The sequence below is a fragment of the Sphingorhabdus contaminans genome (genome assembly GCF_007280415.1).
Taxonomy (GTDB): domain Bacteria; phylum Pseudomonadota; class Alphaproteobacteria; order Sphingomonadales; family Sphingomonadaceae; genus Sphingorhabdus_B; species Sphingorhabdus_B contaminans.
Genome location: NZ_VKKU01000001.1, coordinates 927,045 through 951,235 on the forward strand (window position 1 = coordinate 927,045; position 24,191 = coordinate 951,235).

At 56.1% G+C, this 24,191-nt stretch carries 22 protein-coding genes and 1 tRNA gene; 18 read left to right on the forward strand and 5 right to left on the reverse strand.

The features are described from left to right. Positions 1–9: 9 nt before the first annotated feature. Complete coding sequence (locus FOM92_RS04540) at positions 10–465, reverse strand: universal stress protein (protein ID WP_143775576.1); 456 nt, start codon at positions 463–465, stop codon at positions 10–12. 153 nt (positions 466–618) lie between these two features. Here FOM92_RS04540 and FOM92_RS04545 point away from each other — a divergent pair, with 153 nt between their 5' ends. From FOM92_RS04545 to FOM92_RS04580, 8 genes are all read left to right on the forward strand, one after another. Further along, complete coding sequence (locus FOM92_RS04545) at positions 619–1,899, forward strand: pyruvate dehydrogenase complex dihydrolipoamide acetyltransferase (protein ID WP_143775577.1); 1,281 nt, start codon at positions 619–621, stop codon at positions 1,897–1,899. 46 nt (positions 1,900–1,945) lie between these two features. Next, positions 1,946–3,340 carry a dihydrolipoyl dehydrogenase gene (gene lpdA, locus FOM92_RS04550; RefSeq protein ID WP_143775578.1) on the forward strand — a complete coding sequence of 465 codons (1,395 nt, stop codon included), beginning with the start codon at positions 1,946–1,948 and terminating at the stop codon, positions 3,338–3,340. Continuing rightward, on the forward strand, positions 3,340–4,248 hold the full coding sequence (locus FOM92_RS04555) for an aminotransferase class IV (RefSeq protein ID WP_143775579.1): 909 nt from the start codon (positions 3,340–3,342) through the stop codon (positions 4,246–4,248). The genes lpdA and FOM92_RS04555 overlap by 1 nt, the downstream gene beginning before the upstream one ends. Then, positions 4,245–4,964, forward strand: coding sequence for a sulfotransferase-like domain-containing protein (locus tag FOM92_RS04560; RefSeq protein WP_143775580.1), 720 nt, complete (start codon positions 4,245–4,247; stop codon positions 4,962–4,964). The genes FOM92_RS04555 and FOM92_RS04560 overlap by 4 nt, the downstream gene beginning before the upstream one ends. Positions 4,965–5,043: 79 nt before the next feature. After that, positions 5,044–5,625 (forward strand): hypothetical protein, encoded by a 582-nt coding sequence (locus tag FOM92_RS04565; protein WP_143775581.1) that lies wholly within the window; start codon positions 5,044–5,046, stop codon positions 5,623–5,625. Next, on the forward strand, positions 5,615–6,262 hold the full coding sequence (locus FOM92_RS04570) for a phosphatase PAP2 family protein (protein WP_143775582.1): 648 nt from the start codon (positions 5,615–5,617) through the stop codon (positions 6,260–6,262). Before FOM92_RS04565 ends, FOM92_RS04570 begins: the two co-directional genes overlap by 11 nt. Positions 6,263–6,335: 73 nt before the next feature. Then, positions 6,336–7,649, forward strand: a complete 1,314-nt coding sequence (locus tag FOM92_RS04575; protein ID WP_143775583.1) for a Xaa-Pro dipeptidase — start codon at positions 6,336–6,338, stop codon at positions 7,647–7,649. A 122-nt stretch (positions 7,650–7,771) separates the two neighbouring features. Beyond that, complete coding sequence (locus FOM92_RS04580) at positions 7,772–8,116, forward strand: hypothetical protein (protein ID WP_143775584.1); 345 nt, start codon at positions 7,772–7,774, stop codon at positions 8,114–8,116. 15 nt (positions 8,117–8,131) lie between these two features. On the opposite strand, the gene chrA is transcribed toward FOM92_RS04580, so the two are convergent. After that, positions 8,132–9,448 (reverse strand): chromate efflux transporter, encoded by a 1,317-nt coding sequence (gene chrA, locus FOM92_RS04585; protein ID WP_143775585.1) that lies wholly within the window; start codon positions 9,446–9,448, stop codon positions 8,132–8,134. Between the two features lie 244 nt (positions 9,449–9,692). Between chrA and FOM92_RS04590 the strand changes: the two genes are divergently transcribed. Beyond that, positions 9,693–10,367, forward strand: a complete 675-nt coding sequence (locus FOM92_RS04590; protein ID WP_246087146.1) for a DUF2490 domain-containing protein — start codon at positions 9,693–9,695, stop codon at positions 10,365–10,367. A gap of 376 nt (positions 10,368–10,743) precedes the next feature. Here the strand turns inward: FOM92_RS04590 and FOM92_RS04595 are convergent, their stop codons facing one another. Beyond that, positions 10,744–13,101: a TonB-dependent receptor gene (locus FOM92_RS04595; protein WP_143775586.1), complete on the reverse strand. Its 2,358-nt coding sequence runs from the start codon at positions 13,099–13,101 to the stop codon at positions 10,744–10,746. 499 nt (positions 13,102–13,600) lie between these two features. Then, on the reverse strand, positions 13,601–14,227 hold the full coding sequence (locus FOM92_RS04600) for a Crp/Fnr family transcriptional regulator (RefSeq protein ID WP_143775587.1): 627 nt from the start codon (positions 14,225–14,227) through the stop codon (positions 13,601–13,603). Positions 14,228–14,295: 68 nt separating this feature from the next. On the opposite strand from FOM92_RS04600, the gene FOM92_RS04605 reads away from it, so the two are divergent. After that, on the forward strand, positions 14,296–15,750 hold the full coding sequence (locus FOM92_RS04605) for a DUF1254 domain-containing protein (RefSeq protein ID WP_143775588.1): 1,455 nt from the start codon (positions 14,296–14,298) through the stop codon (positions 15,748–15,750). A gap of 382 nt (positions 15,751–16,132) precedes the next feature. Here the strand turns inward: FOM92_RS04605 and FOM92_RS04610 are convergent. Next, a tRNA-Ser gene (locus tag FOM92_RS04610) sits at positions 16,133–16,222 on the reverse strand. 281 nt (positions 16,223–16,503) lie between these two features. Between FOM92_RS04610 and FOM92_RS04615 the strand changes: the two genes are divergently transcribed. The 8 genes from FOM92_RS04615 to FOM92_RS04650 are packed head-to-tail and all read left to right on the forward strand — an operon-like array spanning position 16,504 to position 24,174. Next, on the forward strand, positions 16,504–17,481 hold the full coding sequence (locus FOM92_RS04615) for a lytic murein transglycosylase (protein WP_246087217.1): 978 nt from the start codon (positions 16,504–16,506) through the stop codon (positions 17,479–17,481). Continuing rightward, positions 17,465–18,442, forward strand: a complete 978-nt coding sequence (locus FOM92_RS04620; protein WP_143775593.1) for a septal ring lytic transglycosylase RlpA family protein — start codon at positions 17,465–17,467, stop codon at positions 18,440–18,442. Before FOM92_RS04615 ends, FOM92_RS04620 begins: the two co-directional genes overlap by 17 nt. 41 nt (positions 18,443–18,483) lie before the next feature. Beyond that, positions 18,484–19,620, forward strand: a complete 1,137-nt coding sequence (locus FOM92_RS04625) for a D-alanyl-D-alanine carboxypeptidase family protein (protein ID WP_143775596.1) — start codon at positions 18,484–18,486, stop codon at positions 19,618–19,620. Continuing rightward, positions 19,617–20,249, forward strand: a complete 633-nt coding sequence (gene tmk, locus FOM92_RS04630) for a dTMP kinase (RefSeq protein WP_143775599.1) — start codon at positions 19,617–19,619, stop codon at positions 20,247–20,249. Before FOM92_RS04625 ends, tmk begins: the two co-directional genes overlap by 4 nt. Further along, positions 20,246–21,208, forward strand: a complete 963-nt coding sequence (locus FOM92_RS04635) for a DNA polymerase III subunit delta' (protein ID WP_143775601.1) — start codon at positions 20,246–20,248, stop codon at positions 21,206–21,208. Before tmk ends, FOM92_RS04635 begins: the two co-directional genes overlap by 4 nt. Positions 21,209–21,230: 22 nt before the next feature. Continuing rightward, a complete protein-coding gene (gene metG, locus FOM92_RS04640; RefSeq protein ID WP_143775604.1) occupies positions 21,231–22,799 on the forward strand; it encodes a methionine--tRNA ligase in 1,569 nt (522 codons plus the stop codon). Continuing rightward, positions 22,799–23,575: a TatD family hydrolase gene (locus tag FOM92_RS04645; RefSeq protein WP_143775607.1), complete on the forward strand. Its 777-nt coding sequence runs from the start codon at positions 22,799–22,801 to the stop codon at positions 23,573–23,575. Before metG ends, FOM92_RS04645 begins: the two co-directional genes overlap by 1 nt. Beyond that, entirely contained in the window at positions 23,572–24,174 is a 603-nt protein-coding gene (locus tag FOM92_RS04650) for a retropepsin-like aspartic protease family protein (protein WP_143775610.1), read from the forward strand. Before FOM92_RS04645 ends, FOM92_RS04650 begins: the two co-directional genes overlap by 4 nt. The last annotated feature ends 17 nt before the right edge of the window (positions 24,175–24,191 follow it).

A 24,191-nucleotide genomic window follows, 5' to 3' on the forward strand; every position in this document is an offset into this window, starting at 1 on the left:
ACTGTGCGATCAGCTCAATTCGTCAAGTGCATCGTCGGTCAGTGAACCGGGAATGACCATGACCGGGCAGGGCAATGTCCCCGCATTTATGCCGGTAAAGTGCGCGATGAGCGGTCCGGGCGCGCCCTGCGCCGCGGCGCCGAGGACCAGTGCTGCGATTTCGGGTTGCTCTGCCAACATGGCTTTGACAACTTCGATCGCATCGCCGGATTTGACCGTGATGGCAGGGCGCACCCCCATCTCCTCGAAGATCGAACCAGCAGCGGCCGTCACCAGTTCTTCGGCCCGTACGCGCGCTTCCTCTTCCATGGTCGCCTGTACACCGCCCCAGGCTACGAAGTCCGCCTGTTCCACCAGCGCCAATATATGCACTGCCCCGCCGGTCTTCGCCGCACGGCGCGAGGCGAAACGTAAGGCCAGCCTGGCTTCTTCCGTCTCGTCGATAACTACCAGATATGTCCGCATCTGTACCCCCTGGCTGGCCCGTTACAGTCCAACCACTATGAATTCGTATAGCCTGCGCGATATTTGCAGCCTTGGCAACCTTATCGCGCTTGACGCTGGGGAATGCTTGGCTATTCGGTGAAGTGAAATCTTGACCCAGAAAAGGCCTTTAGGATGCCCATCGAACTTAAAATGCCCGCTTTGTCGCCGACCATGGAGGAGGGCACACTTGCAAAATGGCTGGTGAAGGAAGGGGATAGTGTTTCGTCCGGAGATTTGCTCGCCGAGATCGAGACGGACAAGGCCACGATGGAATTTGAAGCGGTGGATGAAGGGGTTATCACCAAGCTTCTGGTTGCCGAGGGCACCGATGGCGTAAAGGTAGGCACCGTGATTGCCGTGATTGCCGGCGAAGATGACGACAGCGCTTCTGCTTCCAAAGCCGCTCCTGCAGCGCCCAAGGCCGAAGCCGCCGCGCCACCGCCGCCGCCACCAGCAGCCGCGCCGGTTGCTTCGGCGCCTGCACCTACCCCTGCTACAGCATCGGCTGACGAACGCATCAAGGCCAGCCCGCTCGCCCGCCGTATTGCCGCCGAACGCGGTGTTGATTTGTCCCAGATTTCGGGCAGCGGCCCCAATGGCCGTATCGTCAAGCAGGATGTCGAAGCGGCGATAGGCGGCGCCTCTGCTGCGCCCCAAGCCGCTTCCGCGCCTCAGGCTGCTCCTGCACCCAAGCCCGCGCCAGTGGCCGCGATCGAGACCGATATTCCGCACGAGGTCGTCAAGCTCAGCAATATGCGCAAGACAATCGCGCGCCGCCTGACCGAGAGCAAGCAGCAAGTGCCGCATATCTACCTCACCGTGGATGTCCGGCTGGATGCCTTGCTCAAATTGCGTGCCGAACTGAACGCCAGCCTTGAAAGCCGGGGCGTGAAGCTGTCGGTGAACGACATGCTGGTCAAGGCACTGGCCCTGTCGCTGATCCAGGTGCCCAAGTGCAATGTCAGCTTCGCCGGTGACACCATGCTGCAATATAGCCGCGCCGACATCAGCGTCGCTGTGTCGGTGCCGACAGGTCTGATCACACCGATCGTAAAGGGCGCGGATAGCAAGACCCTGTCGGTCATCTCGACCGAGATCAGCGAACTGGCCGGTCGTGCGAAGGAAGGCAAGCTGCAGCCCCATGAATATCAGGGCGGCACCGCGTCTATCTCCAACATGGGCATGATGGGTATCAAGCAATTCGAAGCCGTCATCAACCCGCCACAGGGCATGATCCTGGCCATAGGTGCAGGTGAAAAACGCCCCTATATCGTCGACGACGCCCTCGCGATTGCGACGGTCATGAGTGCAACCGGCTCCTTCGACCACCGCGCCATCGACGGAGCGGACGGCGCCGAATTGATGAAGGTGTTCAAAGAACTGGTAGAGAAGCCATTGGGGCTGGTGGCCTGACCGGACAGGAGGTCAACGGCGGAATTCGTTCGAAATCTGGAGTAAAATTGTGAGCAATTACGACCTTATCGTTCTAGGTTCCGGTCCCGGTGGCTATGTGGCCGCGATCCGTGCGGCGCAGCTTGGTTTGAAGACGGCCATTGTCGAGCGGGAGAATCTCGGGGGTATTTGCCTGAACTGGGGATGCATTCCCACCAAAGCGCTGCTGCGGTCGGCGGAAATCTATCATTATATGCAGCATGCCGGCGACTATGGCCTGACCGCGTCGAATATCAGTGCGGATATCGATGCTGTGGTGAAGCGTTCGCGCGGCGTTGCAAAGCAGCTTAATCAGGGCGTCACGCATCTGATGAAGAAGAACAAGATCACCGTCCATATGGGCGACGGCAAGCTGACGGCCCCCGGAAAGCTGAGCGTGACCAAAGACGGCAAGGTGGAAGAGCTCACCGCCAAGAACATCATCATCGCGACCGGCGCCCGCGCCCGCGATCTGCCCTTTGCGCCTGCCGATGGGAAGCGCATCTGGACCTATCGCCACGCTATGGTGCCACCGGAAATGCCGAAAAAGCTGCTGGTTATCGGCTCCGGCGCTATCGGTATCGAATTTGCGAGCTTCTACAACGACATGGGCGCAGAGGTGACCGTTGTCGAAATGATGGACCGTATCGTCCCGGTCGAAGATGCCGATGTCTCAACATTCCTTGAAAAGTCCCTGAAAAAGCAGGGAATGACGATTATGACAGGTGCCGGTGTCGAAAGCCTGAAGGCGACCGCAACCGGCGTGTCTGCCGCGATCAAGGGCAAGGATGGCACTGTTGTGAATGGCGAATATTCCCATTGTATCGTCGCCATCGGCATTGTCCCCAATACCGAGAATATCGGATTGGAAGCGCTCGGTATTACCACAACAAAGGGCCATATCGATACCGACCCCATGTGCCGTACCAATGTGCCAGGCATCTGGGCCATCGGCGATGTGACCGCGCCGCCCTGGTTGGCGCATAAGGCCAGCCATGAAGGCGTTATCGCCGCCGAAGCCATTGCCGGAGGGCATCCGCACGCCATGGACCCGAAAAACATCCCGGGCTGCACCTATTGCCACCCGCAGGTTGCAAGCGTCGGCCTTACCGAGGCGAAGGCAAAGGAAGCCGGCTATGATGTGAAGGTGGGTAATTTCCCCTTCATCGGGAATGGCAAGGCCATCGCGCTGGGTGAGGCAGAGGGCTTCATCAAGACTGTTTTCGATGCCAAGACCGGCGAATTGCTGGGTGCGCATATGGTTGGCGCCGAAGTGACCGAACTGATCCAGGGCTATACCATCGGGAAAACGGCCGAATTGGTCGAAGCCGATTTCATGCACACCGTCTTCCCCCATCCGACCTTGAGCGAGATGATGCACGAAAGCGTGCTCGGGGCTTATGGCAAGATGTTGCATATGTGATGGCCAAGGGCACGCAGGATTTCACACCCGATCCGCGTAACGAGCGGATTCTGATCAACGTCAATGGTGTGCTTACCCCGCGCGCGGAGGCGGTTGTCTCCGTATTCGACAGCGGTTTCATGCTGGGTGACGGCGTGTGGGAAGGAATTCGCGTCTACAAGGGGCGGATGGCCTTTCTAAAAGAGCATCTCGACCGGCTCTGGGAAGGGGCAAAGGCGATCGCGATGGATATCGGGATTAGCCGCGAAGAGCTGACCCAGCGTCTGGAGCAAACAATCGCGGCAAATGCCATGGACGCGTGCCACATTCGCCTGATGGTCACCCGCGGCGTCCGCTCCACCCCCTATCAGGACCCGCGCGTCGTAGTCAGCCCGGCCACTATCGTCATCATTGCCGAGCATAAAGAACCGCATGCCGAAGTCATCGAAAAGGGCATCAGCCTGTTCACGGTGCATGTACGCCGAGGCGATCCCGCAGTGCAGGATCCGAAACTTAACTCGCATAGCAAATTGAACTGCATCACCGCCTGTATCCAGGCGACAGAGGCGGGTGCAAATGAAGGATTGATGCTCGATCCACATGGCTTTGTTGCCACCTGCAATTCGACCCATTTCTTCATCGTGCGGAAAGGTGAAGTCTGGACCTCCACCGGCGATTATTGCCTAGGCGGAATCACGCGCGGCAATGTCATTAAAATCTGCCGGGAGCAGGGGATTCCGGTATTCGAGAAGAATTTCTCCCTGACCGAAGTCTATAGTGCCGAAGAAGCCTTTGTCACCGGCACCTTTGCAGGGGTTTGCCCTGTACATACAATTGACGGCCGCAGGATCAGCGAGAGCAGGGGCCCGATGGTCGAACGGCTGCAATCTCTCTATAAGGAACTGGTCGAGCGGGACATTGCCGGATGAGTGTCCATATTGCGATGTGGTCTGGCCCGCGCAATATTTCCACCGCGATGATGCGCAGTTTTTCCTCGCGCAGTGACTGCCATGTCACCGATGAACCATTTTATGGTGCCTATCTGAAGACTACGGGCGAACCGCATGCAATGGCCGCCGAGATCATGTCGGACATGGATGTCGACTGGCAATCCGTTGCCGCCGCCATGCGCGGACCAATTCCGGATGGAAAGACGCTCTGGTATCAGAAACATATGTCGCACCATATGGAAGGGCCGGTCAGCGTGGATGATTTTCCGGACCATCAACATGTTTTCCTGGTACGTGATCCCGACCTGATGGTTGCCAGTTACCGGCAGAAGAACGACCTCAAACACGCCAACCAGTTGGGCTTTGAACGTCTGGTCGAATATCATGACAGGGTTTCGGCAAAAATAGGGCGCCCGGCACCGGTCGTCGATAGCAACCGCCTGCTTGCCGACCCTGAACATGGGCTGCGTGCATTGTGCGAGGCAATCGGCATCATCTGGGACCCTGCAATGCTGGGCTGGCCAAAGGGCCCGCATCCCAGCGACGGAATCTGGGCATCGCACTGGTATAACGCCGTGTGGAACAGCACCGGCTTTGGACAGCCCACAGCGCCGTCGGAACTGACCCTGCACGAACAGCAAATCGCCGACCAGTGCCGCCCGCATTATGATGCACTGACGCGCTATTGTATTTGATACGCTATGTGCTCATACAACGTCGCGTAGGCTGCAGAAACGTTTGTCGAGGTTTTTCAGGTAAGATGTTGCGGATCTGATGAAAAGGCGACCCGGGCCGGTTACAAGTCTCTACGTCAGAACCGACTGGGGCTTCGTCCGCATATTATATATTCCCGCCTTATTTTTAACTATCGCGGCCTTTAAGTTCATTCCTGCATTGGCAGCCGTAAAATTCAAGGTCAGCGTAGGCCTGTGCGGGCTTTACTCCATATTCAAGCATTGGGGACATCGCGCAGAAGAATGGATAAACGCTAAACCGCTTTTCGAAATTTGTAATGATGGTCTCGCATACGAAGATGGTGGAGAAAGGGTTGTTTTCCCTTTTCAATCCATAAAAGGCATCGCTATGCAACGGCGCATCCGACCTGATAAAACCAACGGACATTTAAGCATCAATCCGCCGGTATGGCTAACTTTGAAAATTGAAAATCCGGATCGGGAAAAGCCAAATAAAACGGATTTCTTGGGTAGAAACACGTCTGAGTACCTTTATATCGATGTGTGGCCGCGCGAGATTTATGGTGGCATTTTCACACTTCGGCGCTTTTCCAAAAGTCTGGTAAAACAAATTGAAATCCATAAACAATCGAATTTGACGGGTGGAATTGATGTTAGCTAAGCGCCTGTTCTTTATTGCTGGCATTCTTTTCGTCATGGTCATTGCCCTCGGTTTTGCAGTGAACCACGGCTATTTCCGTTCCTTCGATCTTGCCATTTCCCACGCGCTGAACATGCAGCGTGGCGTTACGCCGGAATGGCTAATCCTGTTCATGCAGGGTGTCAGCTGGATCGGCGGCGGGGTTCAGCGTTATGTGATTGTGACCATCCTGACATTGGCCCTGTGGCGCTGGTGGGGGTGGGGTGCGGCGCTCGCAATGGGACTGACAACCTTGGTTTCCGCCTTTACGTCTGACGTCATGAAGGCATTATTCGGTCGCGCTCGTCCGGATCTGGTGCCGCAACTGGACATCATCCACAGCCCCGCCTTTCCCAGTGGCCATTCAAACAATGCCGCTGTGGTCTATATCCTGTTCATCATGCTCGTTCCGCAGGCGCGTCATCCCTTGTGGCAGGCAGCGGCAGCCATCATGATCCTCCTCACCGGATTGTCGCGCATCATGCTGGGCGTCCATTGGCCAACCGATGTTGTGGGCGGCTGGATGCTCGGCGCGGCCTTTGCACTGGCCGCCGCCGCCGTCATTGCGTATCGCCAGCATCAGCGAACAGCCCACTTTCCATCGGTGCTGTCGCCTTAGTCGCAAGGATCGCGTTTTTCTCTGTCCCCCGCGCCGTGTTTTTGCCATCGTGGCGACATTCGGATTCTATAGGATGGGAAACATGAAAAAGACGGGGAATTTCGAGAGAAACGCGCGCATTTTGGCTCTGTGCGGTGCGGCACTTTTTGCGACGGCAGCTAACGCGCAGAATACAGTGATTACCGCCGACAAGATGATTGATGTGCTGACCGGCAAGGTCATCGAGTTTCCAGCCATTTTCGTGGGCGAAGATGGCCGTATTGCCAGTATTGCCGATGCCCGGACGGTGCGCTGGGGCAGCGATGTCAAACATATCAACCTGTCGGGTAAGACATTGCTTCCCGGATTGATTGACATGCATGTCCATCTGGATGGCCCCGCCGATATTGGCGGATATCGCGGTCTGGAATTTACTGACAGCTTTTGGGGCATGACCGCCGTTGGTAACGCGCATGCCATGTTAAAGGCCGGGTTTACGACTGTTCGCAATGTGGGTTCGGGTAACCGGAACGATATCGGTCTGAAACAGGCAATTGAAAATGGCTATGCCGTAGGGCCGCGTATCGTGCCGGCGGGCTATGCCCTGGGCGCGACGGGCGGGCATTGCGACTCGACCTTCCTGCCGCCCAGCCTTGAAAAGGCCGAGAAGGAAGAGGGGATTGCCGACAGCCCGGACGAACTGCGCTATCAGGTCCGCCGTCAGCGGAAATATGGCGCCGAAGTCATCAAAGTATGTGCAACGGGCGGCGTATTTTCACGCAATACAGAGCCCGGACAGCAGCAGCTTTCCGAGAGCGAATTGCGCGTGATTGCAGATGAAGCGCATCAATGGGGCCTGCGGGTCGCGGCGCATGCCCATGGTGGTGATGGGATCAAGGCCGCGATTAAAGCCGGTATTGATACGATCGAACATGCTAGCCTGGTGGATGATGAAGGCATCAAGCTTGCTGCGGCGCGGGTGCGGCCGGTCTGGTTTTCGATGGATATCTACAACACCGAATATACGCAGTCCGAAGGCGCGAAGAATGGCGTGCTCGAAGATAATCTCAGGAAAGACCGCGAAGTAGCTCAAATACAACGCGATAATTTCCGCAAAGCGCACAAGGCAGGTGTCAAGATGGTCTTCGGATCGGACGCCGGTGTGATGCCGCATGGCGAAATCGGCAAACAATTCCGCGTCATGGTGGAATATGGCATGACCCCGCTGGAGGCTATTCAGGCCGCGACCCGCAACGGTGCGCAGGCGCTGGGCCGGGAGAAGGATGTGGGTGCAATTGCGGTTGGCCGATATGCCGACATCATTGCAGTCGACGGCGATCCGCTGACCAATGTACGTGAACTTGAGTCGGTCGACGCGGTTGTAAAAAGTGGCAAACTGATCGATTGATTTGCACGCATTCAGCTTACCTGCAGCCATGTAAGTGCATTGATTGCGGGACCGCGTATGTGGTATTAAAAATGGGCAAGGTTCACAGAACCGCGATGAAAATGTAGCTGGGGGTTACGAATATGTTGACTTTGGTCGCAGCAACAATGCTGAGCATGGCTGCCATGAAGGCCGATCCGTTGGACGACGCCCGTAAGGCGTTTAACAACTGCATGATCGAGACGCACAATAAAGGAATAACCGAGAAAATGTCGCCGAGCAGCTTTACCAAGGCTGCGGATGAGGCGTGCATGACGGAGCGCACCACCTATCGCGATATCCTTATCAAGTCCGAGCGTTCTTATGGCTCAAGCCAGAAAGATGCCGAAAAATTCGCGAATGAAGAAGTGCAGATGATCGTCGACTCGGTTGTTACGAGCTTCAACGAGAATGTTGAAAACGGCGCCAAACTGACGCCCGAGAAATAAGTGGGAAGGGGGCGGCTAACTGGCCGCCCACCCCAATGCCAGACCGGCAAGGCTGGTAATGGCCAGCGTCTGTATGACGTTCCACTTCAGACGGAATATCAACAAAGCTGCCAGTAGCGAGAGCAGGGCAGCCTGTCCGTTGAAACTGGCGATATCCGGCCAGTAGAGCCGTACGGGACCGATCTGAAGCTCACCGATCTTCGAAAACAGCACATGCAGGGCGAACCAGACGGTCAGGTTGGCGATGACGCCGACGACTGCGGCGGTCAGGGTCGCGAGGCCGCCTTTGAGCCAGCGGGCGTTTTCTAGACGCTCGATCCACGGCGCGAAGGCGAAGATCCACAGGAAGCAGGGCGCAAAGGTCACCCAGGTGGTCAGGCCTGCGCCCAATATCCCCGCGATCAGCGGCGTAAAGGGCTCCGGCGCGCGGAAGGCTGCGAGATAGCCGGCAAATTGGGTCACCATGATCAGCGGCCCCGGTGTGGTTTCGGCAAGGCCTAAGCCATCCGCCATTTCCCCGGCACTCAGCCAGCCAAATCCCTGCACCGCCTCCTGCGCCATATAGGCCAGCACCGCATAGGCCCCGCCAAAGGTAACGATCGCGAGCTGCGAAAAGAAACTGCCGATCTGCCAGAGCACATGGTCCTGCCCGACCGTCAGCAAGACGACCGCCATCGGTGCGGCCCAGATGGCCAGCCAGACCGCGATGGTCGTCGCCGTCTTGCCCCAGGGTCGCGGGGTCGTCGCGGCAACGGCGCCTCCGGCCTTCAGCGCGAGCCAGTCGGGCCGATAATGCGCCACCGCGATGCCCACCGCACCGGCACCCAGTACGACGAGGGGGAAGGGCAGATTGAGGAAAAACAACGCCACAAAGGCAAGGACAGCCATCACCTGCTTGAACCGCGTGTTCAGCGCCCGTCCGCCGATCCGGATCAGTGCCTGCACCACGATCGCTAGCACGGCGGCCTTCATCCCCAGAAAAAGCGCGGCGAACCAGTCGAGATTGGCGGCATAGGCATAAAGGATCGACAAGGCGAGAATGATCAGCGCGCCTGGCACCACGAACAGGAGGCCCGCCGCCAGCCCGCCCCGGATCCCGTGCATCCGCCAGCCAATCCATGTCGCCAGCTGTTGCGCCTCAGGGCCGGGTAACAGGTGACAGAAATTCAGCGCGTGGAGATATTGCTCTTCATCGATCCACTTGCGTTCCTCCACCAGTTCGCGGTGCATCAACGCAATCTGCCCCGCAGGACCGCCAAAGCTGAGGCAGCCGATACGAGTGAACACGCGGACAAGTTCGGAAAAGTCGGGGACAGTTAATTGGGACGCCATATTCATTCCACGCCTTAAGCATCCGGAAAACCGGATGAAAAGACAACACTTGGGCGAGGCGCCTGAACGGGAGGTTGCTTTACCCCGATAGGCGGCTGTTACGCGGAAATTCTTGGGGGATGCAAGACAAAAACAGCCCGAAACTGTCCCCAACTGGCCCGCCAGCCTAAGCCATATGGCCGATGCCCCGACACCATCTCACGGTTAGGGACATTGCTTTACTGCCAAATTTCAGGGAAAGAATATGACGCATTTTGCAAAGCTTATGGGCGTAACTGCCCTCTTACTGGCCGCGACAGCACCTGCCGTCGCCGCAGATGAGGACCCCAATATCTGGCTCGCCCAATCGGCAACAATTGACCTGGGCGGCGATATGCTGCTGGGTCTGGAGGCCCAGGAGCGCTTTACCAACGATGCATCGCGGCTCGGGCAGTTTCTCTTCCGACCTTCCATTGGCTATAAGCTCGACAAAAGCACCTCGATCCATCTCGGCTATGCCTATGTTTACAGCGACCCGCAAAACGGGGCGTCAACCAACGAACATCGTGCGTTTCAACAGTTATCCTTTCGCGTCGCCGGTGATGGAAAGGGCGTCACAGTCACAGGCAGAACCCGCTTTGAGCAACGTTTTCTCGAAGAAACGGACGGAACCGCGCTGCGTATCCGCCAGCAATTCCGCTTAACCGCGCCCTTGTCCGAAAAAGTCCGTGCGATTGCCTGGACCGAAGCCTTTATCGGCCTGAACCAGACACGTCTCCAACGGGACGGTATCGGGCTTTGGCGCAATTTTGCAGGTGTTTCGGTTCCGTTGGGCAAGGGCGTGTCGCTCGAACCCGGCTACCTCAACCAGTATGTCGTCAGGACCGGCACCGACCGGATCGACCATGTGGGCAATCTAACGCTATCGGCCAGCTTCTGACGGGAATGGAAGGGAATATAGTGGCGGACAGGGTGGGACTGTTAAATCTCACCCTGAAATGGCCGATTTCCGTGAGTTTTGAGGCTCCGGTATGTGCCAGTATGTGCCACCTTTCGGTGATCTCCACAACTTTGAAGTTGTGTGTTTCGAGTTCATTTGATCTGGCACACCCATACGGGAAGTAACTGCCGCAGATAAATCTGTTGTCGTGACGGCAGCTTCGTCGACTAAGCGGACTTAGCAGCGCAAACTAGCGGCGCTAAAACGTTTACGAGACTGTATATCAACAAGCTGTTTGAGGCTTACAACGCTCCTAAATACGTCCGTATCGTGCGAACAGCCAAAGACCATTCGCACGACACCGCGCATTCAAATTCTAGAAGTTAAATGTGCCTGAAACACCATAAGTACGTGGTTGAGCGACATTGCACCTGACGCCTGTGCTGCCCGGAAAAACGCCATTTCGTAATCCGAAAGCTGCATCGAGCACTTGATAGAACTGTGCGTTGCAATAACCCTTGTTAGTCAGATTGTTACCGAATAACGCAACACTCCAACGATCATCGGGGCCATTGATCTGAAGGCGCGCTCCAACCAAAGCATAACCATCCTGGATGGTTTGCCGATTATTGTCGGTGACACCGCCGTTGTTCTGGTCGGAAACTAAGGCAAGATTGCCGTTAAGCGACCAGCCAAGACCGGAACTGCCGATGTCCCCAGTCCATGTTGCACCAAGACTGCCGGAAAATTCCGGAGCATAGTTATTCCGCGTGCCGGCAAGATTCTGAACGCCGCCCAGACCGGGAAGGCCTGCACCGCCCGGGTAAGAGGTGAATTCGGAATCGAGATAAGCGAGCGAAGCGTTGATCACGAAGTTTCGCGAAGGAGCGATGCGCGTGTCAAACTCAAACCCTTGGTGTCGCAAATTGCCGGCATTGCGAACGACAAAGCTGACCCCGTCAAAGCTACGATCTTGAAATCCGCCAACGTCCATGCGGTAAAGTGTGAGATTCGCCTGAAGGGCATTGTCAAGCCAACTCGTCTTTGCACCAATTTCGTAGTTCTTCACCGTTTCCCGCCCAAAGAGGCGCAATTGGTTCAACGCTACAGCCCCGCCGCCGGAGTTAAATCCCCCCGATTTGAAGCCGGTCGAATAGCTCGCAAATATCATTACGTCGTCGTTCGGCTTGTAATTGAGAGCTGCGCGCCAGGTGAAACGATCATCCTTCAATTCAAGAATGGTATTTTCCGTTGCACGTAATCCGGCTGCAAACGGATTGCCGCGCAGCTGAACATAGGTTGCGTCCTTCTTCTCTTTGGTCCAGCGACCGCCCAGAGTGAAAGTTAGAGGTTCTGCGATCCTAAAATTGGCCTGACCGTAGACTGCAAAGCTATCGACCGACTGCGCGAAATCCTGATCGGTTGCATTGACTCCTCCACCAGTCGCGAGGAGTCCATTACACGCTGGGCGGGAAGCAACCGGTACCAACGCATTGCAGAACTGGCTTCCGAGCTGGAGCCGCTCATCAATGACGAAATCTTCACTGAAGTAGTAGAGGCCAGCAACGAAATCTAGCGCGCCGCCCAAGAGTTCATCCTTGGGTGAGATCAATTGCAACTCGTGATTATGGCTTTTGGAGAGATAGCCACCTTCCCGTGACGCCAATGGAACAGGAGTGAAGATTACATCGCCGTCAATTTGCGAACTGTCCCAACGGCGATAACTGTTGATCAACCGCAGCGAGAAACTGCCGACCTCCAACGTTGCATCGCTGGAAAGGCCCCAATTCTTGTCATTATAGTCTGCAGTAATCCTTTGCCGCACATTTCGGTCGAACAGTACCGTGTCATTGGCCGAGCCCGACAACGCATTCTGAAGCCCAAGAAAACTCGTCAATTGGGCTGTGGAAACCGAATTTGGCTTGAATTCGCTGGGAACATAACCGTCTCCATTGCTCTTGGCATAATCACCGCGGATCAGCCATGTAAGATTACCCAGTTCCGCTTTAACCGAAAGCCTGCCGGCATAATCGTCCGAGCCACCATAAGTCTGGCCGTCAAGTTGGTTAAGCCAATATCCGTCGAACCAAGAACCGAGACCGGCAAAACGCATCGCGACATTTTCTCCAAGCGGGAGATTGACATGTCCACGCATCATGTAGCGATCGCTGTTGCCTGCCTCGGCGCTGATCCGGCCTGAAAATTCGTTTTCTGGCTGGGCGCTGCGGAATGACAGCGCGCCGACGCTAGCATTGCGGCCGAACAGTGTTCCTTGTGGCCCACGTAAAACCTCGACACCTTCGATATCAAGGAAGTTTCCGATGATAGAACCCGGACGCGGAACATATACACCATCCAGAAACGCCGCGACGCTTGGCTCGGTAGCGGTGTTACCGGGCGCGCCGATGCCACGAACAGTCAACCGGATACTGGCGGCCTGCGAACTGCGTGTCGCCGAAAAGTTGGTAGCGATGCGTGGTAGGTCCTGAACGGTCAGGACATTTTCTTGCTCCAGTTTTGCAGCACCGAATGCGGCGACCGAAATTGGAACGTCCTGCACGTTTTCACTACGCTTTTGGGCGGTGACGACAATCACGTCGTCAGCATAGCTTTCTGCCGCTTCGTCGCTTTCATTCTGCGCTAGAGCCGGTTGTGCCCCAAGCAAAGCAACAGTTGAACAAGCCAACGACAATTGCCCCTTCAGATAGGGCTTTTTCCAGTTACTTCGATTCATTTTTTCCTCCCTTTGATACTTCGAACTCTAACGATCATCGTTGCTTTACAGTCACTTAAGACATCAGCGATTGTTGACCAAAAGGCACTCACCAGAAGCCGCCGCCCAAACTGAACTTTCTGGACGTTTTCCACGGCAATCACTGAGATTCGAACATTCCGCACCTCGCATACCCAACGACATGACGGATCAACTTAACGGGCAGACGGCCGACGGGATGTCATCTAGTTGACACACCGTTATCATTCCCATGGAATTTGATTGGCGCATTAGCGCATGTTTAAAATTGACCTAGCTCTAGGCTCGGAACGATATCGCTAAGTTGATTTGACCTCGCGCCTCAAATTTAGATCTTGCGCCAAAGTGTGATTAGTCTGTCGTGCCTTCTGTCAAGGTGTGACATGATGCACGGCGAAGATGAACGGTAAGCTTGCAAGCGTCTGCTTGGGATTATCCAAAGGTTGGGACCAGTGGATGCGTGAGCAATGATCCATGGCGATCAATGCCAGTTGCATTTTATTGCTCGCACCTGCCGGCTTATCAACCCCTCGGCTTGCAACTGGCTAAGGACGATATTTACAGCCTGCCGAGAGGCACCAAGCATTGATGCAAGTTCAGCTTGGGTAACGTCCAGTAAAAGACTGCCTTCCTCGCGGACCATACGGCGCAGCCTCGCCTCCGTACGTTCGCGCAGGGGCATCAGGCTCAGTTCCTCCATGATAGTTAACAAGTTCCGCACATTGGCTGCCGAAACCTTAGCCAAAGCTCGCTCGATTTCTGGATGTCGCGACGTTAGGCGGTGGACATCTGCTGCCACGATAAGCGACACCATAAGCTCACTGCGCGCTTCGACGGATACCGGTGCCGGAAGCAAGTCGTACATGGCTGCTTCTCCGAAAAGCTCATTCCGACGGATGATTTTCAACAGTAAGTGCCGCCCATTCTCCCCGTCTAGACAAAAAAGAGCTGTGCCTTGGCGCACGACATAAAGGCCGTCGGGTAACTCGGTGCGAGTGTAGATCAACGTCCCGCGAGCAAAGCTGCGCGATACCATTGCCGCTTCAACATCGCGGCGGGCTGGTTCAGGGAGATCGTCTATCCAGTTTGGGGGAGCCGGAGAATTCATGTCATCTAGGTGACATCTTAACACGAAAGAGCACAGTATGACAAGCTCTGCAAATTAGCGGAGGAAGTATGCGCCTGTCAAAATCTGCGATTATCGTTCTAGGTTTGGTAGTTGCAACTGCACTGCCGCCGCAAATCATTGCTGCGCAGGAACTAGTCGCACAGAGTTCGCCTGCGCCTGACTGGCGTGAAACCTATGCCTATAACGTCGGCATGCAGGCATTCATCTATGGTTATCCATCACTTAAGCTCGCCAGTATGCGTCAAGCATGGATCGATGGCCCGAAGACCGATTTGAGTCTCGAAGGAGGCAACGTCTACAACCACTACCGCAAGTTGTCTGATCATACTTATCGGTACGGCAACTCCATGAATCGGGATACACTCTACTCAGTATCTTTTTCAGATGTTAGCAAGGAGCCCCTGATCTACACGTTGCCGGCGAACCCAGATGGCCGCTACATGTCTATCGAGTTCACAGACTGGTATACGGATGCCTTTGCTTACATTAGTCCCCGGGACCACGCGCAAAACAAGCCCGTATCTTACATGATCTACTATGGCGAATGGAATCGATCTGTTCCCACCGGAGTTGACAAAGTCATTAAATCCCCAACGCCATGGATAATTGGGCTTGGGCGTACGTATACCACCAATACCAACGCTGACCTTAGGATCGCCCATGCGGTACAGGATGGCATGACAATTTTTCAATTGAGCGAATGGGGCAAGGACAACCCGCAAAAAACAAGGCCAGTGCGTGATTTTGTTCGCAATACACAAACTACGGATGAGCTTTCGGCGATGAAATCGATTTCGGCACTGCTTATCGAGAATCCGCCGCCAAAACGCGATGAGGCTCTTATGGTTCAGTTCGGTCTTGTCGGCATTGGGCCAAAGGCAATTCTATCAATCGCCCAGATGGATGCCGCCACGAAGCGGGGTTTGGTTCGCGCTCAGGCGGATGCAATGAAGCTGCTCGAAGCGGTAGCTGAAGACATGGGGTCGGTGACCAACCAGCGCAAGAAAGTGAATGGTTGGGTTTATAATCCTCAGAATTGGGGCCGCATGGCAGAGAACGGTGACTTCCTTGGTCGCGCTGCCACACAATCGCTGGCGGGCGGTATGGAAAACTGGGTTGAAGAAGCCGTCAAGCTCAGGAGCTTCCACGATAACGGGGGCGCCAAACTCAATGGTGCCAATACCTACATGCTCAAGTTCAGCCAGGATCAGATACCCAAGGTAAAATCCTTCTGGTCGATCACGCTTTACGACAACGAATTCAACTTGGTAGATCCTGGGACTGGTAAGTACGCAGTACGGAGCATCGATCCGGACCTAGTATTCGGTCCGGATGGTTCCCTAACAATATTATTGTCGCCTCAAAAGCAGAAGGTAAAGGGATTGAACTGGTTGCCTACACCGCAGAATGCGGACTTCAACCTCTTCTTTCGGGCCTATCTCCCGGCACAGGATTTGATCAATCAGAGCTATGTCCCCCCGCCCATTACCCGGGTCCCCTAGGGCAGCCAAGGGATGCGGGTGTATTCGCCAGCGCTTTTAGCTGCCGCAGTGCTACCGTCTCGAACCAGCCATTGTGTCTGATCCCGGGGTCATTGCTAGGCGCGACGAAGGCGGTGCGAACGGCAGCAATGTACGCTAAGCTGTCGCGTATCGGCTTCATTGGCATCGGCTGCCCGGTCTAGTATGCTTATATGGGTTGCGGGTCCCATTAGCCAGAATAAGGGGGTGCCACCCCGGTGGGAGCACGTCAGGAAGGTTTTTACGATGGGGTGGGGGTGCCATTTGGCGCGAGGTAGGCGTTGGCTAGCCCTTGTAAAAAGGTGGGTAGGAAGGTGAGTATAGCCCCTATATTCATGACAAGTGTTTGAATTTATTAGGGTTATGGCGGACAGGGTGGGATTCGAACCCACGGTAAGCTTGCACCTACGACGGTTTTCAAGACCGTTGCCTTAAACCACTCGGCCACCTGTCCGCGAAGGAAATGCCCCTAGCCAGCAATGCCCGTGCTTGCAAGTGCTTCGCGCTTCCGCAACTTTTCTTCACATGGTTTAGGGGGCGGGCCATGCCGGAACGCCTGTCAAATGCGGCAAAGCGCAACGGATTGCGATTCCCATATCCTCTGCACTGTGGCACACTGACGTCAATAAGGCTTACAGGGGATAGATTTTGGTCACGCGTAAGATTCTGTATTCATTGGGCATCTGCGTCATGGCCTTTCAGGTGCCGCAAGGGTCGGAAGCGCAGGAATCGATCATGCCGTCGCAACCCGCAATTGCGATGGAAACAGGCTTCCGCGCCTATCTCACCGAGGTGCGTCAGAAGGCGCTTGCCCAAGGCGTAACCGCCGCGACGCTGGACAGGGTCCTGCCGTCTATCAGCTATAATGAGCGGGTGGTCCGGCTGGATCGCGCGCAGCCTGAGGGAGCTGCAGATGCGCCTATCCCCAATTTTGCGCCCTATAAGGCCCGTCATGTCGATGCCTCGCGCATAACGCGCGGCCGGGCGAAATATACCGAGCTGCGCCCCTTGCTCGCGCGGATCGAAGCCGAAACCGGCGTCCCTGAAGAAATGATGATTGCGATTTACGGGCATGAGACAAATTACGGCACGGTTACCGGCAATTATAACGCGCCTGAAGCGCTGGCTTCGCTCGCCTATGAAGGCCGCCGCCGCGCCTTGTTTGAGGCGGAATTGATCGCGGTCCTCAAGATGATTGACCGTGGTGTGCCCCAATATGCCATTACCGGAAGCTGGGCAGGGGCGCTGGGTAAACCCCAGTTTCTGCCTTCGGTCTATTTACGTTTGGCCCGCGATGGTGACGGGGACGGCTATGCCGATATCTGGAAAAGTGAAGTCGATGCGATGACGTCGATCGCCAACTATTTCGTCAACGCCGGCTGGCGCCGTGGCGAGGAATGGGGCTTTGCGGTCAATGTGCCGGCGACGCTTGATCGCCGCGCCATCCAGTCGCGCATGACCGCACCGCGTTGCCCGCGCGTCTTTTCCCGCCATAGCCAGTGGAAGACCATTGCCGAATGGCGTCAGCTTGGCGTCGTTCCCCAACGGGGATTCTGGCCGAAAGATTCCATGCTGGCGACGTTGATCGAGCCCGACGGACAGGGGCAGACCGCATATTTACTCGGTGGCAACTACCGCGTGATATTGGACTATAATTGTTCAAATTTTTACGCGCTTTCCGTGGGGTTATTGGCTGATGAGGTTCGCAACTGAGACATTAGGCGCAGTCGCAAGTCTTGCGTTGCTGACATCGTGCGGTGTTGTGGGCGGCGAACGTCCTTCGCCTCCGTTAAGCACCGTTGCCGCCGCGCCGGAAACCGTAACGGACGGTCAGGTCATTCTGGGTTCGCCCTTTACCGAAAATGGCGTCACCTACACGCCGCAGGATAATCCGCTGTATGACGATGTCGGCTATGCCGGTGTCATTGCCGCCGACCGGGTTGGAAAATCGACGGAAAATGGTGAAACCTACAACGCCTCAAGTATCTCGGCCGCGCACCGGACTTTGCCCGTTCCAAGCTATGTCGAAGTCACAGCTCTGGACAGCGGCCGAACCATCCTCGTGCGCGTGAACGACCGTGGTCCAGTCGCCAAAGACAATGTGATCCAGCTTTCCCAAGGCGCGGTGGAGCAACTGGGGCTGAACAGTGCAGCACCCGCAGCCGTAAGGGTCCGGCGCGTAAATCCGCCCGAACAGGAAAAGGCGGTACTGCGGTCCGGTGCACGGGCAACGGAGCGGATCGAAACCCCGGATCAGTTGTTACGGGTTTTACGCAATAAAATCGCAAAGCCGCCAGTCCTGACCGCTGCTGCGGACGATAGCGCGGCTGTGAAACCGGCGACGCCACCGGTAAAGACAGCAAAAGCGACGGTACCGGCCAAAAAAGCGCCTGCGGCCAAAAAGGACAGCGCGTCGGCAAAACCCGCAGAGCCCGCAAAAGAAAAAGCCAAAGCGCCGGCAACAGGCGGCTATATCGTCCAGATCGCCGCCCTATCATCACGAGCGCGCGCTGACGCCTTGGCGGCGAAGGTGGGGGGATCGGTATCGACCCTGCCAAATTCGGGTCTGTTCCGTGTCCGTCTGGGGCCCTTTGCAAGCAAAAGCGAAGCGGACCAGAAACTGGCATCGTTACAGAAAAACGGCTATCCGGCCGCCCGATTGTACCGCGAATAATTTACTAGCGAAAAGGAAGAGCGCCTCGCTATGAAGACGTCATGCGTCTTTGTTTTGCGGCCTTTGCCCTTGTTTGTGCTTACCCTGCACAGTGTCAGCCGACCGTCCGCACCACCGCACCGATAGCCTATCTTGTCGATATGTCGTCCGGCACCGTCCTGCTGGAGAAAAATGCGAAACGCGCGATGGCGCCAGCCTCTATGACAAAGATGATGACGACCTATGTTGTTTTCGATCTCATCAAACAAGGTAAATTAGACCCCGCCAGCAAGGTGCAGGTTCGGCCGGAAAGCTGGCGCAAATGGCAGCGTGTCGGCTCGACCATGTTCCTGAAACCGAAACAATATGTTCCAATCTCTGACCTGCTGCATGGCGTTGTGACGCTGTCGGGGAACGACGCGGCGGTCGTGCTGGCCGAAGGTGTGTCGGGTTCGGAAAAGGAATTTGTGGCACTGATGAACCGGACGGCCCAACGGCTGGGCATGAAGGACAGTGTTTTTGGTACGGCGAATGGCTGGCCTGACCGTCGGCGAACTGTGTCGACCGCGCAGGATATGGCGATCCTCGCCCGGCGGACAATCACCGATTTTCCGGAGTTGTACCGCCAATATTACGGGCTGCGGAAATATAGCTGGAACGGAATAGCGCAGACAAATCGCAACCCCATTTTGCAGCGGGTCGACGGCGCCGATGGCATGAAAACCGGACACAGCCACGAGGCAGGCTTTTGCTTCACAGGCACAGCCGTACAGAATGGTCGCCGGCTGATATTGGTGGTGGCAGGTTTGCCAAGCGAGGAAGAAAGGCAAAAGGAATCAATTCGTCTGCTCAACCACGGATTTAACGACTGGCGCAGCCTGCTTTTATATCCTGCCGGGGCCCATGTGGCCTCTTTGCCCGTATATCAGGGTGTTCAGGACAGGATTTCCGTAATTACCCCTCGTAATTTCGCACTTTCCTTGCCAGTGGGTTCCGCACAGCGTTACAAGCTTGTGGTGCGGTATGACAGACCCGTCAAAGCACCGATAAAAAAGGGAAGTAGCTTGGCCAGACTTGTTGCCGTTTTTGATGATGGGACCAGCAGGGAAACTGCATTGGTCGCCGCATCGTCGATGGAAAAAGCCGGATTTTGGCTGCGCACATGGAACAGTCTGAAAAATTGGATGGAGGGGTCATGACGCGCGGGCGTTTTCTGTCGGTCGAAGGGGGCGAGGGGGTCGGAAAAACGACGCAGATTATCGCCCTTGCCGAAGCGATCCGGAAGGCCGGGTTTGAAGTGATCATTACGCGCGAACCCGGCGGCACGCCCGGTGCCGAGACAATCCGTCAATTGCTTTTGGGCGGCAGCGAGGAACGCTGGCTTCCCCGCACCGAGGCACTGTTATTCGCAGCTGCACGCAGCGACCATGTCGAACGCCTGATTGAACCGGCTCTTGAAAAAGGCACATGGGTGATCTCGGACCGCTTCATCGACAGCAGCCGTGCCTATCAGGGCACCGGCTCGGGCCTTTCCGATACCGATATCATGGCGCTCCACAACTTCGGTAGCCGAGGATTATTGCCCGACCGGACACTGGTTTTGCGGCTGGATCCTGCCGAAGCGGGCCGCCGCGCCGCATTACGCGATCAAGGGCAGGCCGACCGTATCCAGAGCCGCGATCCCTCATTCCATTCCGAAGTCGATATTGCCTTTGTCAGCTTTGCCGAAAATGACCCGAGGGTGCGTCTGGTCGACGCTTCCGGGGATGCGACGACCGTAACCGCGCGCTTGCTGGCCGAAATCGACGATTTGCTTACGCGTCCATGACAAATCTGATCGGACATGATGCCGTATGGCGACAATTCTCGTCCGCCCTGGATTCGGGCAAGCTGCATCATGGCTGGATTTTGGCTGGGCCGCGCGGCTTGGGAAAGGCAAGTTTTGCCTTGCGGGCGGCTGCATCGCTTGTCGATCCCGATGACCGCTATTCGAATCTGATCGCGCGCGGCACCCATCCCGATATCCTCACCGTTAAAAGGCTTCCCAAGGAAGCTGCAAAGGATGATGACGAACCCGATGCCAATGCCGAATTGAAACGCAGCATCACCATCGAACAGATACGCAATCTGCAGGCAAGCCTGACCACACGACCGGGCCTTGCCGACAAGCGGGCGATTATCATTGATTCCGCTGATGATCTGGAACGGGGCGGAGCAAACGCGCTCCTCAAGTCCCTGGAAGAGCCGCCAGCAGATACCTATTTCCTTCTGGTCAGCCATGCGAGTGACCGGTTGCTGCCGACAATCCGTTCGCGGTGCCAAATGCTGCGTTTCGAACCACTGAACCAAATGCAGATGGAAGCGGCCTTGTCGGATGCGGCATCGGAGATCGATCCGGAAGACCTGGATGCCCTTATCCGCGCAGGAAAGGGGTCACCGGGGCAGGCGATTGATTTTATGGGGCTTGATCTCGGCAAGTTGGACAGCACCATGCACGCCATTATCCAGACGGGCGATCCCGGCAACGACATGCGCATCGCGCTTGCCGAACAATTATCGCTGAAAGCCGCGCAGCAGCGTTATGAAGCCTTTTTGCGGCTGGCCCCGTCGCTGATCGCGGATCGGGCGCGCCAGATGGACGCCGCAAATGTGCTTGCCGCCACCGAAGTCTGGACCGCAGCCTCGGCCCTTGCTAACCGGGCGATTGCGCTCAGTCTTGATAAGCAGAGCGTCATTTTCCAAATGGGAAGCTTGCTGGCTTCGCTTCAAACCCATAAGGCCGCTTGAGCCCCGAACATTAAGAGTATCCATGTCTCAGCCCTTTTATATTACCACGGCCATCGCCTATCCCAATGGCAAGCCTCATATTGGCCATGCCTATGAGGCTATCGCGACCGATGCCATTGCGCGGTTTCAGCGGCTTCAGGGCCGCGACGTCCGCTTTGTTACCGGCACAGACGAACATGGCTTGAAAATGGTGCAAACGGCGCGTGCCGCAGGGCGCGACACGCTGGAGTTTGCGGACGAAATGTCCTCTTATTTCAGGGATATGTGCGACAAACTGAACATATCTTATACAGCATTTATGCGCACCAGCGACGAACGCCACCACAAGGCGAGCCAGGCCCTCTGGAACGCGATGCAGGAGCGCGGCGACCTGTATCTCGACCGTTATGAAGGCTGGTATTCGGTCCGCGATGAAGCTTTTTACGATGAAAGCGAACTGGTCGAGGGGGAAGGGGACGTCAAACTGTCCCCGCAAGGTACGCCGGTGGAATGGACCGTTGAGGAAACATGGTTTTTCCGCCTGTCGCGCTATCAGGATGCGCTGCTTGCGCTTTACGCGCAAAATCCCGAATTCATTCAGCCGGAAAGCCGCAGGAACGAAGTGTTGCGCTTTGTAGAGGGCGGCTTGCGTGACTTGAGCGTGTCGCGGACCAGTTTTGACTGGGGCGTCAAGGTTCCGGGGTCGCCGGATCATGTCATGTATGTCTGGGTGGACGCCCTGACCACTTATATGTCGGGCATCGGCTATCCGGATACGGACGGCGAATTTGCGCGGTTCTGGCCGGCGGATGTGCATATCATCGGTAAGGACATTGTGCGTTTCCATGCGGTCTATTGGCCGGCCTTCCTGATGTCGGCCGGTCTGCCATTGCCCAAGCGGGTGTTCGGACATGGCTTTTTGCTGTCACGTGGCGAGAAAATGTCCAAATCGCTGGGCAATGTCGTTGATCCGATGGAGTTGGCGGACCTGTTCGGTGTCGATGCGCTGCGCTATTTCTTCCTGCGCGAGGTGAGTTTCGGGCAGGATGGCAGCTATAGCGCCGAAGCCATTGTTACGCGCGTAAATGCGGACCTCGCCAACAGTTTCGGCAATCTGGCGCAGCGTACCTTGTCGCTGATCTTCAAGAATTGCGATGGTTATTTGCCGGCCATTCGTGGCCATGCCGCCGAAGATTCTGCGTTGTTCGACCTGGTGGGATCGGTTGTTGCCACCGAAATACCGGCGCATTTTGAAAATCTGGCCATGTCGCAGGCACTGGAAAGCTGGATGAAGGCGGTCTTTGCGTGCAACGCCTATATTGACGCACAGGCGCCCTGGGCGCTCAAAAAGAGCGATCCGGAGCGGATGGAAACGGTGCTGGCGACGCTGTTCATCTGCATTGCGCAACTCGCCTTGGCCGCCCAGCCCATCATTCCGGAGGCCGCAACAAAGCTTCTCGACCAAATGGGCGTGCCGGAGGCGGTCCGGAACTTCGCGCAAATCGGCTCGCACTGGTACTCGCCCCTGGCCGAGAGCGATTACCGGCTGGAACAGCCCAAAGGCCTGTTCCCGCGGCTCGAACTGGCCCCTGAAGATGGCGGAAATCCTTGATGTACATCGATTCCCACTGCCATTTGAACTATAAGGGCCTGGTCGAACAGCAAGCCGACGTCCTGACCCGCGCAAGGTTCAGCGGAGTTAACAAAATGCTGAACATCGCAACCCGGGAAAGCGAATGGGACGAAATTCTCTCTCTTGCTGAGCAAGAACCCGACATCTGGGCCAGCGTAGGCATCCACCCCCACGAAGCCGACAGCCACACCGGCGTCGACAGCGCCAAGCTTATTGCCAGAGCGGAACATCCCCGCGTCATCGGTATCGGCGAAACGGGGTTGGACTATTATTACGACCACAGCGACCGCGCCCAGCAACGCAGTTCCTTCGTCGAACATATCGTCGCCGCGCGCGAAACGGGATTGCCACTGATTGTCCACACCCGCGATGCCGAGGAAGATACGGCGGCCATCCTCACCGAACAAATGAACGCCGGCGCTTTTTCCGGTGTTATCCATTGCTTTACCGCAAGCGCGGATTTCGCACGTATTGCGCTGGATTTGGGGTTGTACATTTCACTTTCCGGTATCGTGACCTTCAAAAATGCGAAGGATTTACAGGAAGTTGCACGATGGCTGCCTTCGGATCGACTGTTACTCGAAACCGATTCCCCGTTTTTGGCCCCCGTTCCCCATCGGGGTAAAACAGGGGAGCCGGCGTTCGTTGCCGATACCGGCAGATTTGTGGCAGATTTGCGTGGAGAAGGGGAGGAGTCCCTCGCCCGCCAAACCACCGAAAATTTCTATCGCCTCTTTACGAAGGCCAAACCATGAACGTTATGGAGGACGGTCCTTCGCTGATTTGGGGCGTCACATGCGCAATATTATTGATCGCATCGCTTGCTGCACGCCGATTGCCGCTGGGACAAGTTGCCAAAATGAGCTTGGCTTGGGTCGCAATATTTGCGGCGCTGTTTGCGGTATTCAGCTTTCGGTTTGAATTCCAGGCCATCTGGCAACGTGTCAAGGCGGACATAAACGGCACGGCCGGGCAGAATGTGTCTGGTGAAGCTGTCACGCTCCGTCGCCAGGACGACGGGCATTACTGGTTGCAAGTTGGCGTCAACGGCAAAGATGTCCGGTTCATGATCGACAGCGGCGCCACTACGACAGCGGTTAACGCGAACACAGCTGCCGCAACAGACGTAGAAGTTGATAGCAGTGGTTATCCGATCATATTGGATACGGCCAATGGACGTGTCACGGCAAAGCGCGGAAACATAAAAGTCTTACAAATCGGTCCGCATAAAATTCTGGACCATCATGTAGTTGTGTCAGAGAATTTTGGCGAAACAAATGTCCTTGGTATGAACTTTCTGGATTCCATGCAGAGCTGGAAAGTTGAGGGGAATGAAATGACCCTGCAGCCCTGATAACAGATATTACTTAA